Here is a 19,503-nt window from a genome sequence, read left to right on the forward strand (position 1 = left end):
CTTAATCGATTAAGACGCAATTCAAACTTTATGGTTAAATTATGAAAAATAATGTTCAGCTCATAACATATGTAGACAGGATTACCGGCTCTGGTGTTGAATCACTCACTAGTCTTTTGAATAATCAATTGGTTAATTTATTTTCTGGGGTGCATTTACTACCGTTTTATTATCCGATAGATGGCAGTGACGCAGGGTTTGATCCTATCGACCACACTCAAGTAGATAGTCGTTTAGGCAATTGGCAAGACGTTAAGAAGTTAGGCCAAAAGTCTGAGTTAATGGCCGATTTAATTGTTAATCATATGTCAGCTCAGTCTCGGGAATTTAAAGATGTTTTAAAAAACGGAAAGTCGTCTCCATATTGGGATTTGTTCTTAACTAAAGATAAAGTCTTTCCAAATGGGTTGAATGAATCTGATAAGGCGAAAATTTATCGTCCAAGACCTGGAAGTTGTTTTACAAAATTCGAATTGCCTAACGATGAAGATGAATTGTTTTGGACCACATTTACAGATAACCAAATCGATATTGATGTTACTTCACCTATTGGGCAGCAATATTTGGCCAAAATTTTACAGACGTTTGCTGACAACAAGATAAAAATTATTCGTTTAGATGCAGCTGGTTACGCTATTAAGAAAGCGGGGACGAGTTGCTTTATGTTAGATGATACCTTTGAATTTATTGACCAACTATCTAAACAAGCAAATAAGCTTGGTATCGAAACGTTGGTGGAAATTCACTCTTATTATCAAACACAAATAGAAATTGCGAAGCGAGTCGACAAAGTCTATGATTTCGCGCTACCTCCACTTGTTTTGCATAGTTTGTTTAGTAAAGACTTTTCGGCACTTAATAAGTGGTTATCTATTTCACCTAAAAATTGCATAACAGTGCTGGATACTCACGACGGTATCGGTATCATTGATGTAGGGCCAATGGATGGAAAAGCAGGTCTTTTGACTAACATTGAAATTGATAATTTGGTTGAAACCATCCATAAAAACAGCTCAGGTGAGAGTAAATTAGCAACGGGTGCTGCAGCAAGTAATGTTGACTTATATCAGGTCAATTGTACCTATTACGATGCGTTGGCTAAAAATGACTTTGACTATTTGGTTGCTAGGGCTATTCAATTTTTTGCGCCGGGCACACCTCAAGTTTATTATGCTGGTTTGTTCGCCGAAACGAATGATTTGGAATTGCTTGCGAGAACAAATGTAGGTCGTGATATTAACCGACCTTATTTGGATGTCGCACATATTGAGCAAGCGTTAGAAAAACCATTTACCCGAGCTATGGTTGAGCTGATTTCAATTCGAAACAACAATGAAGCTTTTAACGGGGACTTTTCAATTGAATCAAATGGTCCAACGCTAAAAATGGTATGGCATGATGAGGCAAACAGGGCGACCTTGCTTGTCGACCTAGAGGCTCGGGCGGCATCGATTGAAACAGAACAGTTTGATGCTCAGGGTACTAGAGATACGAAGTTAGTTCGCTTAGAAAGCTTATTAGGCCACTAATCAAACTATAAAATTATGATCAGGTAAGGTAAAACGTAGTAATGGCTGAACAAAAAGTATGGACATTAAAAAGTATTGCGAAAGAGCTTGGCGTTTCAAACGCGACAGTTTCAAATGCGTTTAACCGACCTGATCAATTATCGAAGAAGCGTCGTGAAGAAATATTAGCTTCATGTAAAAAGCTAGGTTACTCCGGGCCAAACAAGGCTGCACAATCATTACGAAGTGGGCGCTCGAATATAGTAGCGTTAGTTTTACCTGACAGTGTTGAATATATGATTTCAGACCCTGTGGCTAGCAAGTTTGTTAAAGGTGTTGCATCGGTACTCGAAAAGCACAGTATAAATTTATTGCTATTTTCCGGAGCATCAAAAAGTATTAATGAGGTCTCTGATTTTGTGGATGGCTTTATTTGTTATGGTCGTCCACGCAATACCAAATTGGTAGAACAGTTAAAAGTCACCTCAAAAAAAGTCGTAACTGCAGATTTTGATATAGATAGAAAAGCATCGGTTGGGATTGACAATGAACAAGCTGCCTATGATATTGCAATGCTCGCGCTGAAATCGAAAGATGATGATGTTGCGATACTGGGGTTGCGATTATTAGACGCCAATTTAACTTGTCGTGTTTATAACTTCGCAAACTTTGACTATGATGGTTCGATTGCTCATGAGCGTTTAAAAGGTTATCACCGCGCTATTGATGAGTGCGGCGTTATACTCAGATCGGATCGAATTTGGAATATACCGGAAAGTAACAACCATTATGCGTTAATTGCTGCTAGAGAAGCGCTTACCTCTGTACCAAGACCCAACGTGTTGTTGTGTATGAGTGATTTAATAGCATTGGCCGCCCTTGAAGAAATACATTCCATGGGGCTTAAAATCCCGGAAGATATTCGTATTGTTGGTTTTGACGGTATTTATGAGGCTTCTCGTTCAAATCCACCATTAAGCACGGTACACCAGAATAATGAAGAAAAAGGCAGCAGTGCAGCAGAGTTATTCATAGCTCGTGCAACCGATAGAGTGGTCATTCCTTACGAGCTAGAAAAACGTAAAAGTTGTTGATATTGTTTTCTACTTCGACTTGTTAGTATAATCTTGAAAATAAAAGCATTACTAACAAGGACGATCCTCAATGGACATGACAAACCCAACCAAAAACAGCAATTCTAAAAATAAATTTTTCAAATCAATTTCATTCAAAAAAGTGTTACCAGTTCTTGCAATAGTAATAGGTGTGTTTAATTCATACTTTATTGTTATAGAAGGGCATGTTGGCGTTGTTAAACGTTTTGGCGAAGCCATGCACCAAGAAAACCCAGGGCTGCATTTTAAAATTCCATTTATTGAAACCGTTGAAAACATTGAAGTAAGAACCCGCAAAAACGCTGAAAAAATGGCTTCGAGCACAAAAGAGCAAATGCCAGTCACCATTGAAGTATCAGTAAACTGGACGGTAAACAAAGAAGCTGCACTTGACCTGTTTAAACGTTATGGTGGCTTAACGCAATTTGAGCAACGTATTTTAGATCCACGTTTCCGCTCTGCAACCAAGGATACAATTCCACAGTTTGAAGCTGAACAGTTAATTCAAGACCGAGCATCTGCAATTCAAGGCATTGAACGTCGCTTAGCTGAAGAAATGGAAGGTTTTCCTGTCATTGTTGATAACATACAAATAGAAAATATCGTGTTGCCTACTAAGTACATTAATTCGATAGAAATTAAACAAACAGAAAAGAACTTAGCGGCCGCAGAAGAGCACAAGCTTGAGCGTCAACGTCTAGAAGCGTTACGTGCAGTAAATACCGCAGATGCTAAAGCAAAGGGCATTTTAAAAGTAGCAGAAGCAGAAGCACAATCGATTTTACTGAAAGGTAAAGCCGAGGCACAAGCTATTGAAGCAAAAGCTAAAGCACTTAAAAACAACCCACTAATTGTTAAGTTGACCGAAGCCCAAGCTTGGGACGGAAAGCTGCCTTCAACTATGATGGGTGAGGGCGCGATGCCAATTATGGATTTAAGAAACAAAGACGGGCAATAATGTAATGCCGAGACTAACTTCTGTTGTACTTGCGTTTTTAACAATTTTAATAGCTTCTTGTACGACAGAGGTTAGCCTCAATAAGAAAGTAGAACCAGCTAATAAAGATGAAAATTTATTGGTAACAGACATAACTTTCAACAAGCATTCAAATAATGAAAAAGATAATAACAACGTCACACAAATTTTAATTTCGTTTAATCAAGAAATTGCGATTCCTGGCTCTGTTCCAGTAAATAGTCAGCTTCGGTCTATTATTACGTCAAACATCCCAAAAGAGCAGTGTAATTGGCATTTTGTCACACTGACTCAACTATCATGCAGACTCTTATTCCCACTGACTCCACAAACTGAGTTTTCAGTTGCAGTACAGCCTTCTTTTTCAGCACTTGGACAATCGTTAAAAAAAGAGTTTGTCGCGAAGTTTATATCGGGCTTACCAAACTTTAAATTTGAACCAAACGGTAAATGGAATGACTTTCCCTCAAGCATATCTTTGATTGAAAGTAAGCCGTATGGAGTTTTTGGTAAAATGTCTGATATCAAAAAATCAGAGCAAGAAGAGCTTGTAGATAAGCTTGTACAGTCTATACGCCTTAAAACACCAAGTGGAAACTTAGAATCCGTCATAGTTAAAATTCATGATGATTCGTGGCAAAAAAAGCACAGTCTTTATTTTGAACCGTCAGAAGGTGAAAAGGAAGTACTTGCGCAAGCAGGGCGAGAGGAAGGCGAATATGAATTGGTATTACCTGCGGGTTCAAAATTGTCAGCGTCGTCATTAGCCATTGTTGAAGATGTCACACTTTTTACATTCTCTTATCGGAAAGAACTTACATTTTTAGGCTTTTATTGCCTTTCTGGCTATAACTTTTGGACCTATATACCGATTGTAGTGAACGAAAGTGGTGTATTACCCTGCCGACCAGAAAGAGTAGCGCTAGCCTTTAATGGAATACTTTACGAAAACGCTTACGGACGAAACTCAAGAAAAGCCTTGGATTTAGATTGGCTAACAGGTGGTGAAGCAACAAATAGGTTTGTTAGGAATTTCCAAGGGCGTGGAATGCACAGTATGAGTCTAGAGGGCAATACGCAGTACCAGTTGAATTTAGAAAAAGTGACATCGCTAGAGGGTAAAAAAATCATAAACCCTCAAACAATTAATTTCAAAACTGAACATGCAACACCTATTTGGGAGTTCGATGATGCGGCCGGTACAGTCGTCGAAAATAGAAACAAAAGCCAGTCAGGTCCTTTACTGCATAGAAAAAATGTAGAGCTTATAAAATACCAATCTAGAGTTATTAAATCAGCCGAATCATTACTTGCTTTCCTAAATGGGACGGTTAGTGAAAAACGCTTTGAGGGAACTTTCAAATCTATTGAGGCGCCAACAGGGGTTGAGAATTCATGGTTTAAGCAACCGGTTCCATTTTTGTCTGAACTACATAACTCGAGTGGGCTTGTAGAAGTCACTCTTTCAGGAAAGAGTGCTGGCTGGGATAGCGCTATTTTAAGTGACAAGATACGAAAACATATTCTGCAGTCTGCTGACTTTAATATTTCGATTTGGCGTGATCATAATTTGTTTGTAAAGGTTTCTGATTGGAGTGGCGAATCCATCATGAATGCATCTGTATCGCTTGTATGCAGTTTGTCCGACTCTGTAAAAAGTTTGGGAAAAACAGATAAAAATGGCTCACTATGGTTAGAACATGAAGAGTTAAGAAACAAACTATCGGAAAACTGCTGGTTATGGGTCGAAAAAAAGCATCAAAAAGCGGCGTCACAATTACCAGAGCCAAGCAATAACGCGATTTCAATAATAAAAGCACAGGCATGGAGTACTCAGCCTGTTTACTTGCCAGGTGACACAGTTTTTATAAACTTTATTTCTAGAGTTCGCACAGAAAATGGACTAAAACCTCTTAACAGCTTTGATGATTACGTCGTTGTTTTGAAGCCGGATGGCCGAGATATTGAATATGTTTTACAAATGGAGAAGCCAACAAAAGAAGGTTTTTCATCGACTCGTTTTGATCTTAGTTTGGACCTTAACTCAGATGTTCAGTTAGGGAATTATTCTTTTTATATCGTGCACACTTCATCAGGGTTAGAGAAAAAGATTGGCGAGTTTTATGTCGGTGAGTTTACCCCGCCTGAATTTGAGTTTGATGTTGAAAACCTAGATGTTGCTTATAAAGGTGAAGCACCGTTCGTGAATATAAAAGCAAGACGAATGAACGGTGGCAGACTTTCCAATGCTAAAGCAACAGTTAAATATCATTTTTCTCGAAGTTATGACGTACCCAAACATTGGCCTCGAGGCTATGAGTTTATTTCCTGGCAAGACTATGACAAAAATGACACAAGTTCATCTCAAAGTGGTGTAATAGATTTAGAGTTGGACTCTTCAGGTCAAGGTAAAGCGACTATGCCAATAGTCCGTAGCTCTTTGCCAATGGCGAAGATAAACTTTAATACGATAGTGATTTCTAAGTCAGGGGAGTCGCAATATAAAGGCAGTAGCGCGCGATATTTTTCAAGAGAGCACTATATTGGAACTAAATTTAACCAAGATACACAAACACTGAATGTAGTTGCTGTTGATAAGTTTGGAAAAAGCGTCAACGACCTAAACGTATTAGTAGAAGTTTACCCAAGAAGTAATGAAGAACCGGCTAAAAAAGACTTAATAACCTCATGTCGACTATCTAAACTACCCAGCTCTTGTGATCTTAACGCATTAAATATTACTGATACAGACACAGCTCAAAGCTACACAATACTTTTAAAAAGTGATAACGATTCGGTGACATGGTATCGCTCTATTAATGTTCAATCCAACGTCAATATTGATACGGAACGTCAATTGTTAAAATTTGAATTTGAGTCTCTAAAGACGGAACTAATAGCAGGACAAAGAGCTGAACTGATATTAAGTTCGGATGTTGAGGGTTTAGCAACGTTTATTGTCCAAGCAGGCACAAAAAGTTCATTGGTTTATAAACGGTTACATAAAGGACAAAACAAAGTTTCTTTTGATGTCACTCAAGCGTGGTTACCCTATGCTCGAGTCTATGCATTTTTAGCGGTAGGGCACGCTACAATTAAAGAGAAAGTAGCGAGTTTGTTAAGTGCAGAAACGGACGAAGCCGATAAAAACATGGTGAAAAATAAGCTAAATCGCCAACGACTGTTAAATACTTCTATTCAAATTGAAACTCGTAGCAACAATGCAGAGCATGAGTTAAATATAGCGTTAGTAGACAATACTGGCATACCAATTATTGATGAAGTCAGGGCCGGAGAACAAATTAAAATATCTCTTACTTCGACACTCGATGCTGATGCACAAGTTTGGTTGGTCAATGATGCTTTACTTCCCATGCTCCAAAAGCAAAATTCGAGCTATGATTTTGCTCAAGACTTATGGCGTCATTGGGGGTTTGATAGGTCAGTACAAATCACTTCATTAAGTGACAACTTGGTGTTTGATGACGCAACTTTGAACCCGACAGGAAAAAATAGCGTTCAGAGAAGAAACCGGGTACCACCACCTCCAGCCCAAGCCGCTGGTATGTCCGCTTCATTTAATTTTCCTAGCATTGATATTCAAGATGAAAAAAATATCGATATGTCTCAGTCAGTATTTGTAAAATCTCAAAGGCTTATTGCGGGTGAAGTAAAAACTATAAATGTACAACTGCCTAGTCTAATAGGTCGTTGGAAAATTATGGTACTAAGTGCACAAAATGATCATGTGCGCCTTGATAACAAAGTCTTAAAAACCGTACAAGATATAGAATATAGTTTACAAGCGCCGAAAAGTATTTATGAAAATGACCAAGGTGTGCTGTCTATAGAACAGATCAATAAAACCAATTCAGCAGTGACCGACACAATTACTTTATGGCTAGATAATGAACCATTTAAAAGCTTCGTTGTATCTTTACGGCCTGATGAGCAAAGTAAACGTGTTATCGAAATGCCGAACTTAGCGCCTGGTATCTATCAGTTTGTACTGGTTAGCAAAAGGCAAAGTAGCTTTGCAACACGACAAACGGTTTTAGTAAAAAGTAGTGAAATCGACAGTACAAAGCGTTTCATATTAGACAGTACGCAAAACAAAATTGTTGTACCGTTAGAGACAGAAACTCAACACATGATATTGTCGGCGTCGCCAATCTCAGAAGTTGGCCCAGATTGGTTAGGGCTATCAAACTTTAATAGAAATTATACCCATCAATGTTGGGAGCAAAATATTTCCCGTGCGGTGTTATATAGCAACAACGCTTACGCTAGAGAAATGTGGCCAGAAGGTAAAGCTATTTTAAATAAGCAGATCAATAGCTTCGTTAACCCTTATGCCTCAGAAGGCCTGTTTTCCTATTTCCCTAATCAAAACCCAGATTTGTTTTTGGGCATGTACACTTATCTAGTTTTGGGGTGGTTAAAAAACACCGATATTGATTTTCCGTTTGATGAGTCAGTATTTTCTAAAGCGTCGGAACGACTTAATCAGACTGATTCTATTTACACCATGTTTAACAAAGGGACCAGTTCTTTAAACACCGTAAAGAGTATGTTTTTATTAGCACAAGCTGAAAATAGCCAAATAGATCTTCAAGAAGCGTTAATAGAAAGGCAGAGTTTGGGCGCTTCGGAACCGTTCGCAACTGTGCTTCAAGCGTTGGCGCTCAAAAAGTTAGGTGCAGATAGGACTACTTATATAAATGAAATAAAAGCGCTTAGTCACAATCGTTACGTTGATACACACCAGAATATTTTTAATGAAAATAGTCAGAAGTGTTTTATGGCGATGGTTTACGACAAGACAGATCCCGAAAAGGCTGCACTGGAATTAGAACTTCTATTGGAGCAACAAAAAAGTGGACACTTCGGCTCTACATTTGCGAATGCTGTGTGTAGTCAGTTATTCAAAGGTAAAACAGGAATTAGAGAGTATCAGTCGATAGATTATAAAGTGGATGTATCAAAACAGAGCGAAGTAGGTGGCAGTATATTAAGTTTTGATCTCAAGGCGGTTCTGGAAAAAGAAGGCCACACTTATCAGAACAATACTCAGAACAACAATGTTGCTTTGGAGTTGCGCTATAAAAAGAAACTAACAGACATAACTCAGCATCAGCAAGGAATGAGTTTATCTAAAGAATATTTTGTTTATAACAGTGGCGAGTGGATAAAACTCTCTGATCCGATGTTGGTCAAAGTTGGCGATATCGTAAAAGTAGAAATAGACCTTAGCTCTCCGATTGAACGCTCGCAAGTTTCTATGGTTGATAGCGTACCAGCAGGATTTGAGCCCATTAACCCAGACTATGATAATCAGTTTTACCGTGATAGCCGAGACTCTGGCTGGTTTGCATCAAATCAATTAGAGTTTAGGAATGGACAGGCTTTTGCTTACTTGAAAACGCTAACGACTAAGCCTACGTCATTAATATATTTTAATAGAGTACGTCATTCAGGGATCTTTAACATAGGTCCAGCGTCCGCGGAAACTATGTACCGTAATGATGTTAACGCAAACACGTCTAGTAAAACTATAAGAATAGAACCATGAAAAAAGTAATAGTGCGTAATCATTGTACAGTTTTAACCTTAATGGTTTTGTTACTACTTTCTTTTTCAAGCCAGGCTGTGTTTATGAATGCCCAAGCTTACCAGCAGTTGAGTAAAGAGGAGCTCGAACATCTATCAACCTTATCTCCAACATTACTATCACAACTTCGTTTTGTTCCAGAAGCCATACTCACACACCCAAAAAGCAGCGTAAAAGTGCTGACTAAATACAAATATTTCGGTAATGGCAATGACATATCAAAAGTGGTTCAGGCTGCCATTGTTGATAATGAAAAAGTGATTTGGCAAGGGCAGGGCCTCTATACAGATGTTGTTTTTTCGAAAAATGGCAACTCTATATTGGTTGCTGAAATATCATCAACTCAACGCACTTTTTATACTTACAAACTAGGAGACAAAAAGGTCTCTGAAAAACAGGTTTTGTTCCCAGAGTCTATCGAAATAACATTCCACTACCATGGCCATACTCAGTTTTTAATTAGTGATGATGCTCAGTATTTATTGTCTTTTAGAGCAAAAGTAGATGATGGCATACGTGATATAAAATTATGTAGCTTGGATGATTCTTCGTCGAAGCGTTTAGATGAAACGTTATGTTGGTCTTACGACGATGCTTTATCAGAATCTTTAAATGGTTATGCGGTTAGCCATCTATGGCTAGGCGATAACAATGAGGTCTATACTGTTTCCTATAAAAACCACTACTACGAAGCGGTTTTGGATGGAAAAACGAAATATCAGACTAACTCCTTTGGCGTATTATCTAAAATCAAAAATGGCAGGGTAACTTGGCAGTCAAAACTTTCACCAGAAGTTAACTGGGAGTCAGTTGGAGGTGAAGGTTATGGTGATTTAATCATTTTAAAAACGAGAGACTCTATAAGCGTATACAATCAGCTTAATGGTGAGCAATTATGGTCTGCGGGTGTCAACAGTTTTAAGCGTCCATTAGCGCCGTTATACAAGGCATACATTGAGAATGGAGTATTGATAATGCCAAGTAAAAATGGCGTCGATCGTTCGGTAAAACACTTAGATGAGTTAACTACTAACGCGCATTAGGTGCAGCGCGTTCCAGCCTACAAAAATCGCAATAGAATAGCTAAGTAGTGTACCTAACATCATATATTCTGTTAGCTTCATGTCGGTATTTTTTGTTAAATCACCAAAGCGAAATATGGTTTTCGCAGCCACTAAAAAAGCGATACCAGCAAACTGACCCATAAAAATAAATGAAATGGTTAGACACCGTTCTAGGTAACCTATCCATGCGCCTGCCGCCTCTAAGCCTTTATCGCCAGCTTCTTCAGCTAAATGCTGCGTGTGTTTGTTTAGGGCCAAACTAATGAGTACAGAGGCCGGTTTGCAAACCAATAAATAGGCCGCGGCAAAAATGATATTGCTGATTGTAAGTAGGTTATCAAAAGAGTTACTTAGTTGTTCAAAAGTGATGTCAGATACAACAAACCCAACGCATAAAATAACCAAGATATGAATTAGCTGGTCGATAAGGAACGAAGTTAACGTTGCCGGTTGATGCGACTTCCAAAGATCAGTTAAAAAGTGTGTTGTTGCAATAACTAGCCCTACTAATAAGGCCGTAAATAAAGACATGTCACTCACTATCGCGGCCAATATGCTTAGGGCTAGGTGAATAACGGTGTGCTTATGCAAACCTGCTGACGAAACATGATTGGCATTGCGACAATCAACCCACGCCTTTGGCTGTAAGTAAAAGTCACCGATAAAATGTGCGAGTAATAAAAAAACAAACAAATCCATTTCTGATCCAGCCTAACTAGTCCAATAACTCATTTATGTAATTCACATAGTCTCTCACTAAATGTGCGCCCATGCTACTCAACCGGTTACTAATGTTTTGCCGGCTAGTTCCCATCAACTCTGCTAGATGTTTGTGTTCAGGAAAGTCATTATTTATATAAGTTAGTAGCAAATTAGCTTGTGACTTAGTTAAATTGTTTAATGATTGATTAAAAAACTGGTTGAGTAATTTAAACCCTTCAGGAGAAAGGTTAGACGATTGCTTTTTTACTTGAGAAGAATCTGTACTAGTAACGAACTGTAGCAATAAGTCACCACGGTTAGCGTTATCTAAGCCATGTCCAGATGCGACATAAACTGGACCTGATGAGGTACTTGGTAAGTCATTAAATGAATCATAAGGGCCAAACGCAAGCGATAAGGTACATGGAATATTTAGTTTAAATCGTAATGCGCTTGTCAGTGCAAATTTTGGTTTTAAATAATGAAGCTGAAACTCATCACCGCGATATATATCCCCACTGGCATTGCTTTTTTTATATTCGGTTAATATAAGTTTCTTTAGCGTTTCTATCGTTTGTGAATATTGACGACTGGACATTTTACTAGAATGAACGACGTCACCGGTTAACACTGCAATCATATTTAATCACCTCTGTGGCAACTATATAAGGTTGCAAACTTAAAGGCAATTAAATTTGATTGCTTTTTAAAATGCAACCGTATAGGGTTGCATTTATTGAAAGACTAAGACGATTATTTGACTTTTATTTAGCTTTTTTCTGCCATGCGAACTGTTCAAATGGCTTGTCAACAGGCGTGTTCGCAATATGGTTGGTGTAGTTACTAATTACTTTTTGTGAAACACCTAAAATGATCTCTAGCACTTGACGCTCGCCATAACCAGCATCATAAAACGCCTTTAACGACTCTTCAGAAACACGGCCGCGCTCTCTAACAATTTCTAGTGTCATGTCTAATAAAGCTTGCAGTTTAGCCGATGGTAATGGCTGTTCATTACGTAATGCGTCAATTAGTTGTTGGTCTACTTTCATCGAGTGAGCAATGCCGGTATGAGCTGGAACACAGTATGTACAGCCATGTTCAACGTTAATACCTTGCCAAACAACGGTTAATTCTTCCGCGTCAAATGACGTGTTTACAAACAACTCATGCATTTGTTGGTATGCGTCCAAGGTGCTAGGTGCGCTAGCCAATACACCATGTAGGTTTGGTAGCATGCCATAGGCATCAATAGACTTTTGAATTAAAGGTTTGCTATCAGCAGGGGCAGACTCAAGAGATTGTATTGTTAATCGTGTCATTTCATGTTCCTTAACTTAATTGTACCGGTTGGTATGAAATGAATTGTACCGATCGGTATTTTCAAGTCAAGCATAGAATTAATGAGACTATTTGTTAATTTTTTTGATATGAAACACCAGCAAGGACATTATCAACAACGCATGATAATTCTGCGAGTGTTGCGCCTGAACGAGCCATTGATGCTGTGCCTTTTAACACGGTATACAAGGTCAATGCTATATTATTGGCGTTCTTATCTAGACCTTGCTTGATTGATTGCGCATCTGTGGTTAGCAAGTCGATTAATACATTTTGGGGTAACGCATCTAACTCTCGTAACTGCTGCGCCGCAGATTCTGGAATATCGCCGCCAGCGAGCTCAGATTGGCAAAGTACTAAATAACAACCTTTAGGGTGTTTTGGCTCACATTGCATAGCGATAATTGAATAGAGATAATTTTTAAGACGCTGAATAATATCAACGTTTGGCTCATACAAAAAACGTAAATGAGGCTTCACTTTTTGTTCCACATAATAAGAAGTCGACTTAACAAAAAGATCTTCTTTATTGCCAAAAGTACTATACATACTGGGTTTGTTAATACCCATACTTTCAGTTAAAGCAGACAAAGAGGCGCCAACATAGCCTTTACTCCAAAAAACATGCATAGCGGCTTCAAGTGCCTCTAACTCGCTAAATGATTTTTTTCGTCCGCTTGTCATTTGTGGTTAACCTTAAAATTTGTAAACCGTTATATTGTACCTATCAGTATGTAATCTTCAAGTTGGTATTATTTGGTAGAAAATTTTAAGTATCACAATTTGGAAATATCTTATGCTTATTGGTTGATATAGATCGCTATTCCATAACTATAAAAAATGTATAATGCTGAAAATTAGATTGAAACAAATATTCAAGGATAACTTATGTCGAACTGTTTACACTTGGCAATTCCCGCAGGTAACTTGTCAGTAGCGAAGAAATTTTATTGTGACATCTTGGGCTGTAAAACGGGTAATTTTGAAGAAGGTCGTTGGGTTGATATCGACTTTTGGGGTAACGAACTTACGTTACATGAAAGTAAAGAAAGATTGCCTACGGTTCGTCACGATGTAGATATGGGCGCGGTGGCCGTTCCGCATTTTGGTATTCACTTAAAAGAAGACGAATTTCAAGCTTTAAAGCAACGCATTGAAAGTGCTGGGCTTGAGTATTTAGATAAGCCTTATCGTCGTTTTGTTGGTGATGAGTATGAGCAAGAAACGTTTTTTATCGAAGACCCAAACGGTAACGTATTAGAAATGAAAACGATGGTTAACCCTGAAGTATTATTCAAGGTTGATGCTTAAAACAACAATTATATACCTCGTTGTCAATCAAACCCCAATCATTGGACTTACCAATAGTTGGGGTTTTTTATATTCAGATATGACAACGCATTTAACGGCAAGTTATAAAATCAGACTTGGATTTGTTTACTAAGACGATACACCAAGTTCTGAAGCCAGCTTATTTGAAGACGGCACCTCTTTTCCTGAATTGAAGCCCTGAGCATCATTATTAACCAGCCCCTCTGATTGCCCCACAACCAGTGCCGTTACCGCATCGCCAGTGATGTTTGTCGCCGTACGCATCATATCTATAATTCTATCAATTGCGGCAACTAAAGCGATGCCTTCTAATGGCAAACCAACGGCGTTTAGTGTAACGGTTAACATGACCAACGCAGCACCAGGTACACCAGCGGTGCCAATACTGCTGATCACAGCTGTAAATGAAATCATCGCGTAATCGGTATAATCTAGTGAAATACCATAGATGTGGGCGATAAAAATAGCGGCGATAGCAGGATAAATACCGCCACAGCCATCCATATTTGCGCTAGATCCAATGTTTGCGACAAAAGAGGCATAGCCTTTTTCTACTTTTAAATTTTCGGCAATAACTTTAGTGGTAACGGGTAAAGTCGCATAACTACTGCATGTAGAATATGCAGTAACTTGGGCTTCAAAAATGTTTTTGTAAAACGCAATGGGGTTCATTTTGCCAAACAAGGATACAAGCGATGAATATGTAAACGCCATATGAAGTAAACAAGCAGCATAAACAGCTAATATAAATTGAGCCAGCGGTAGCATGGTATCTAAACCAAATTGACTAACTGTGGCGGCCATTATTGCAAATACCCCAATTGGCGTTGTTGCTAAAATTATTTTCATCAACGAGCTCATAACATCATTACCAGATGTAATAAAAGCTTTAAAAGGCGTTGCAGATGGACCTGTTTTTAATACCGCAATGCCAAGTAATACTGAAAAGACGACCACAGGTATAACTTTTCCATCCGCCATTGCATCAATGATGTTTGCAGGAATAAAACCGGTGAGCACTTCTGCAACACTAGGAATGACTTTCTCTTTTGTAACAGTAGGAGTTAAGTTTATTCCTGAACTCCAATCTATTGCACTGCCAATGGTCAAGCCAATTAAACTGGCGATAAAGGCTGTAATAAGAAACACGGCAACCGTTTTTAATCCCAGTCGCTTTAACTTTTGTGGATCCGAGAAGTTAAAAATTGACGATACGATGGAAAAAAACAGTAATGGGATTACGACCATTTTAATGGCGTTAATGTATGCCGTACCGATAGGTTTTATAGCTAAAGCGGCACTTTCAAATAATAGGCCAAACGCTATTGCAGCAACAAAAGCGAATAAAATTTGTTTAGATAAAGACCATGAGAAAAAACGAGTCACTGTATTATGCCCCTAATTAAATTTAAGGGGCGATAGTAACCGTTAGAAAGGTTATAGATAATTGTTTTTATATATCAAAAGTGGATATGAAATAACAAACTTAACTAATTTTGACGTTAATATTCAAAACGAAGTGGCAAGGTTTAGTTCTATAAAATTGACAAGTCATTTGTCATCAATAGTTGTTCGATTAGTTTTTGATGCTCTTGAGAACTCACTTTTTTTAATGCAGAAACAAAATCAAGTGCAACAGCAGGACGATTCGGTGGTTGATGTAGTAACCATACCTGCTGTATAGCCGAAATAATGGCTTGGTCGCCAAGTTCACTGCGTAACTTCGCAAACACTAGTGTTGCCCTAGAATACTGGTGATGTGGTTGGGTTTCATCAATGATGGCACTTGGTTTAAGCGAATTAGTACGTTCGGTCAACTCAAATCGACGACGTTCATAATCAATGAGGCCTTGCATTGTTTGTTTCCCGTAATGTTTTTCGATAACGACAAGCTCAACATATTTCGCCATTGCCTCAATCAAAAAAGAGCCGTCTTCAATTACACCATTACCGAGTTGATGACCAAACCATTGGTGCGCCGTTTCGTGTACCGCGCGGCGGTAACGCTGATCAAAGGTTGCTTGTTCATTGGGTATAGATCTAAAGGCGTATCGATGTGAAACGAACATGATTTGTGGTAGGGCATATCCCGTTGTACCAACTTCAGGAAGGCTAACTAAGGTAAGTTGCTCAGCCGGATATGCTGCAATATGCGTCGAAAACCAGGATAGGGTGTGTTTAATTGCGGTCAAATTTGCATTGTAAGCGTCTGTTAGCTCAGTTCCCTTTGGAGCAACAATGTTGATATGTACCTGCTTGTTTGTCTCTGTTGTTTTGGTATTTTCATCGACAAATAACTCGTTATGCAAGGATGAGGTTGGGAATGACAACCAAGCTGGAATTACTCTAATTGGTTTAGATGTTTTATAAACGAACTCGTTGCGGTCGGTGTTTTTATTATAAGAAGACGAGATAAGTTGTCCTTGTGTTAAGGCGGTTTGCCCTGCGTCAGTACTGATAACCGTGCGCATGTTAGCCCACTGATATGCATGAACATTTTTAGCAAAAAATTCGGGTGTTAATTCACTTGGTTTTGCTAAGTTTAGTGCAACAAGGTCATGCTGTTTTCTAAGTAAAGGATCTCTAAGCTGATAGGTGGTTTGAAAACCAATGACTGGGAGGACAGGAATAGCGCGTAAGTAACTAACCGATGGATCGATAAATTGGTGTCCGCCCGCAGGCCACAAACGTGGTTGTTCATAGGTAAAGGAAAAACTTGCTGTCATTTCATCACCTGGAGTAAGTGGCGTCGCTAAATGAATGACTGCTTGTTTAAGCGTTTCATCGAGCTCAATTTTTTCATAGTTTGATGCATCTATGCCAGGTAGTTCATGATTACCATATTGAGAAATAAGCACTTTATTAATGTTGGTACTTGATTTGTTTTCTAGACGGTAGCTAATTGCAAACGTTGCTCTATGTTCTGCTGGATATAAGTCAACGTTCGATTCTATATTAACAATGACAGGTTGCGCCTGAGTCGCCCACTTTTTATATGTTTTTTCGTAAGACGCTTTCCAAAGCTCTCGTTTATGAGAATTAGTTAACGGCTTTTCTGATATTAATGAAAAGTGCAAATTCAAACCAACAAATGTGGTCGCCACGATAGAGAGGAGCAAGGGTATTGCGGTGATAGGTTGAGACACTCGTTTTGTAAATAGACGACGTTTGGAACTCGATATACCTGTCCCTCGATGACTTAGGGTAATAGCAATTAACACAAAGCTCACACTCACCAGCAGCCAAAACGTCATATACGGCCAATAAACGGAAGCACTTCGAGCATAACCCCAAAATAAGTCTGGGTCTTGAAGAGGGGTTCCACCGATATTCCAAAGGGTATGTGTGAGTCCAAACGCGGTGGTTACAGGTGTAAACTTAATTATAATAAGTAAAAAAATGGTAAAAGCTGCGATCATTTTGTTTTGAATAATGTGCTGTACTGAAACGACTAATGTACCTAAAACAATCAGAGGCAATAACTGATAAGTCATCATCACAACATAATGACTTAATAATATATTACTGTTGGTAAATACTTCAGCACTAAGACTAGCTAAAGTGGCAAGACTGATTAAAAGTAGCGCCATTATTGTTATTACAACAACATGTGATAAGACGAGTTGAAGGTTATTAAACTTGGCAGTGGCGTGAATTTCAGCAAAACGAACGGTATGTTCGCGCCAACAAAGCTGCCAACTCCAAAAGCAAATAATAATTGCACCAAATACCGGCATGATATCTGATGAAATTCGATTTAATGCGTCGACAGAGGTGGGCAACAGCCGCGACATTGCCTCAACATAATCAATGCCTGAAGCAATTTCGCTGAAACATAAAAACGGCCAAAGTACCAGTAAGCCAATAGAGGTAGGTGTACGAAGCAAGCTTAATAACGAAGTGTGAACCAACGTTGTAAAAACAGTCGCGTTTTTATTGATAGTAATAGTTTTACTCGCACTTTGTTTTGTGTCATGAGTGTTGATTTTGTCAGTATTTTTACCGGGATTACGAGAAAACATACGTAACGGGTGTCTAAGCAGGTAATACAGCCAGATTAAACTGAAAATAGTGAAACAAGCTCGATTGACAAAATAGGTGAAACTAAAGTGTTGATTAGGTCTGTTGATGTTATCGAAAACAGCGGTAAGCCCATATGGGTCAAGCCATAACATGACCTCATAAAACCAAGGACTGTTAATTTGGCTACCAGCTAATATAGGTGAGCCAAGCGTGCTACTCATAACAATGTAGCCAATCCAAATTACGCCTAATATTGCGGTTAAAATAAGTGTCACATTAAGTACGTTGGTGCTGCGCTGAATTAAAACTAAACAAACAAAAAGTGAAAATGTAGAAAGCACTAAAATTGACGGCAGTTGAGAGATAAATAGTGTTTGTAAGGTAAGAACAACAACACCATCTAGGTGATTAGTTTGCAGAATGAATGAACTAAGTATCATTAGGTCAGTAATAAATATAGCAATAAAACAAACGCCTACAGCACTAAGCCAACGGTATAACCACTTTTTAGTATGTGTAATTGGCGCTGCGGCAATAAGGCCATCCATACCACTGTTGATATCACGTAAAAATAGCGAATTGGTAATGACTAAGGTCATAATCGGTAAAACGAGCAATACAAAACCATGCAATTTAATGATTAACTGACTGCTTGGCTGAACTGCGTCGATGGATACTCCGTTTGCAAAAATATAAGCAAACGCAATGAGAAATAAGCCACCAACGGCAACGATTGGCTGTCGAATTAGAAACTTTAGTTCGTTAATAATCATAGTTATTTGCTCGACTTTATTTGTTCTAAAAAGTATCTGTCTTGAAGCGTGGGAGTTGACAGACTTGCGTCTTTGTTCGGCTGCTTATTACTGAAAATACGAAAGACAGGGTCGCCATAACTGTACGTCTTATTAAGCACAATGGCTGGCGCTTGATCAGGCAAATCGCTTTGGCTCGTGCTGTTAGGTGGGTTCGAAGAACGCCATACCTTATTGTGTAAAGGCTCAAGTAGGCTTTGAATATCGCCACTAACCACTATTTTGCCATTGAACTGCATTGCCACAAATCGACACAGGTTTTCTACCTCTTCAACAATATGTGTTGATAATAAGACTAAGCGATCTTTACTGATGGTCACTAACACATCGTTTAAGCGTTGGCGTTCAACTGGATCTAATCCTGCTGTGGGCTCATCCATAACTATTAATTTGGGATCACCTAACAAGGCTTGGGCTATACCAAAGCGTTGCTTCATGCCACCTGAGTAATTGGCCACAGATTTTTTGGCTGAACTGGTTAAGTTAGTTAGCTCAAGCAGATGAGGGATCTGCTGTTCACGCTGTTCTACGGTTAAGCCTTTTAATACCGCCATATGTTCCAGTAAAGCAAGACACGACATATGCGGATAAACGCCAAATTCCTGTGGTAAGTAGCCCAGCGTTTTACGTATACAATCTGGTTGTTGCTGCACATCAATGACTTTAGTTTCGTTAGTAAATACCACTGAACCAGAATCTGTCGTTTGCAGTCCGGCAATTGTGCGTAATAAAGATGACTTTCCGGCGCCGTTTGGCCCTAACAAACCGACCATGCCACTTGGAAAGTTTATCGTAATGTTTTGTAGCGCCTTGGTACCATCGGCATAGGTTTTGGTAACATTGTTTAACGTAAGCATGTGAATCCTTTTGCAAATAACCGCTATGGAATTAGCTTACTCAAGACAAATTTTAATACGAGCTTTAAATGATGAAAGGACACGTTGACGTGACAAAGGGCAAAATTGCCATTAATGGGCTGGTTTTGTACGTTTATCATCTATATTGATACTTTTGTCATT

At 38.8% G+C, this 19,503-nt stretch carries 13 protein-coding genes; 6 read left to right on the top strand and 7 right to left on the bottom strand.

Annotation, left to right across the window (positions count from 1 at the left end):
• The first annotated feature begins 41 nt into the window (after positions 1-41).
• The 5 genes from gtfA (at position 42) to ACZ1GV_RS04870 (ending at position 10,253) form a co-directional block, all read left to right on the top strand.
• On the top strand, positions 42-1,529 hold the full coding sequence (gene gtfA / locus ACZ1GV_RS04850; protein WP_472675481.1) for a sucrose phosphorylase: 1,488 nt from the start codon (positions 42-44) through the stop codon (positions 1,527-1,529).
• A gap of 41 nt (positions 1,530-1,570) precedes the next feature.
• The gene (locus ACZ1GV_RS04855; RefSeq protein WP_472675482.1) at positions 1,571-2,602 is read left to right on the top strand and encodes a LacI family DNA-binding transcriptional regulator; all 1,032 of its coding nucleotides are present in this window, start codon (positions 1,571-1,573) and stop codon (positions 2,600-2,602) included.
• A gap of 76 nt (positions 2,603-2,678) precedes the next feature.
• The gene (locus ACZ1GV_RS04860) at positions 2,679-3,581 is read left to right on the top strand and encodes a prohibitin family protein (RefSeq protein ID WP_472675867.1); all 903 of its coding nucleotides are present in this window, start codon (positions 2,679-2,681) and stop codon (positions 3,579-3,581) included.
• Positions 3,582-3,585: 4 nt separating this feature from the next.
• Positions 3,586-9,171, top strand: a complete 5,586-nt coding sequence (locus tag ACZ1GV_RS04865; protein ID WP_472675483.1) for an alpha-2-macroglobulin family protein — start codon at positions 3,586-3,588, stop codon at positions 9,169-9,171.
• On the top strand, positions 9,168-10,253 hold the full coding sequence (locus ACZ1GV_RS04870; RefSeq protein ID WP_472675484.1) for a hypothetical protein: 1,086 nt from the start codon (positions 9,168-9,170) through the stop codon (positions 10,251-10,253). The genes ACZ1GV_RS04865 and ACZ1GV_RS04870 overlap by 4 nt, the downstream gene beginning before the upstream one ends.
• Here ACZ1GV_RS04870 and ACZ1GV_RS04875 read toward each other — a convergent pair.
• From ACZ1GV_RS04875 to ACZ1GV_RS04890, 4 genes are all read right to left on the bottom strand, one after another.
• On the bottom strand, positions 10,233-10,973 hold the full coding sequence (locus ACZ1GV_RS04875; RefSeq protein WP_472675485.1) for a DUF3307 domain-containing protein: 741 nt from the start codon (positions 10,971-10,973) through the stop codon (positions 10,233-10,235). The genes ACZ1GV_RS04870 and ACZ1GV_RS04875 overlap by 21 nt on opposite strands.
• A gap of 16 nt (positions 10,974-10,989) precedes the next feature.
• Positions 10,990-11,616, bottom strand: coding sequence for a hypothetical protein (locus ACZ1GV_RS04880; RefSeq protein WP_472675486.1), 627 nt, complete (start codon positions 11,614-11,616; stop codon positions 10,990-10,992).
• 124 nt (positions 11,617-11,740) lie between these two features.
• Positions 11,741-12,298 carry a carboxymuconolactone decarboxylase family protein gene (locus tag ACZ1GV_RS04885; protein ID WP_472675487.1) on the bottom strand — a complete coding sequence of 186 codons (558 nt, stop codon included), beginning with the start codon at positions 12,296-12,298 and terminating at the stop codon, positions 11,741-11,743.
• A gap of 94 nt (positions 12,299-12,392) precedes the next feature.
• Positions 12,393-13,001 (bottom strand): TetR/AcrR family transcriptional regulator, encoded by a 609-nt coding sequence (locus ACZ1GV_RS04890; RefSeq protein WP_472675488.1) that lies wholly within the window; start codon positions 12,999-13,001, stop codon positions 12,393-12,395.
• 204 nt (positions 13,002-13,205) lie between these two features.
• Here ACZ1GV_RS04890 and ACZ1GV_RS04895 point away from each other — a divergent pair, with 204 nt between their 5' ends.
• Positions 13,206-13,628: a VOC family protein gene (locus tag ACZ1GV_RS04895; RefSeq protein WP_472675489.1), complete on the top strand. Its 423-nt coding sequence runs from the start codon at positions 13,206-13,208 to the stop codon at positions 13,626-13,628.
• 129 nt (positions 13,629-13,757) lie between these two features.
• Here the strand turns inward: ACZ1GV_RS04895 and ACZ1GV_RS04900 are convergent, their stop codons facing one another.
• The 3 genes from ACZ1GV_RS04900 to ACZ1GV_RS04910 form a co-directional block, all read right to left on the bottom strand.
• Positions 13,758-15,035, bottom strand: a complete 1,278-nt coding sequence (locus tag ACZ1GV_RS04900; protein WP_472675490.1) for a dicarboxylate/amino acid:cation symporter — start codon at positions 15,033-15,035, stop codon at positions 13,758-13,760.
• 149 nt (positions 15,036-15,184) lie between these two features.
• Positions 15,185-18,445: a M1 family aminopeptidase gene (locus ACZ1GV_RS04905; RefSeq protein WP_472675491.1), complete on the bottom strand. Its 3,261-nt coding sequence runs from the start codon at positions 18,443-18,445 to the stop codon at positions 15,185-15,187.
• A 2-nt stretch (positions 18,446-18,447) separates the two neighbouring features.
• On the bottom strand, positions 18,448-19,341 hold the full coding sequence (locus ACZ1GV_RS04910; RefSeq protein ID WP_472675492.1) for an ATP-binding cassette domain-containing protein: 894 nt from the start codon (positions 19,339-19,341) through the stop codon (positions 18,448-18,450).
• Between the last annotated feature and the right edge of the window lie 162 nt (positions 19,342-19,503).

The organism is Psychrosphaera sp. HA2-10 (genome assembly GCF_055693745.1).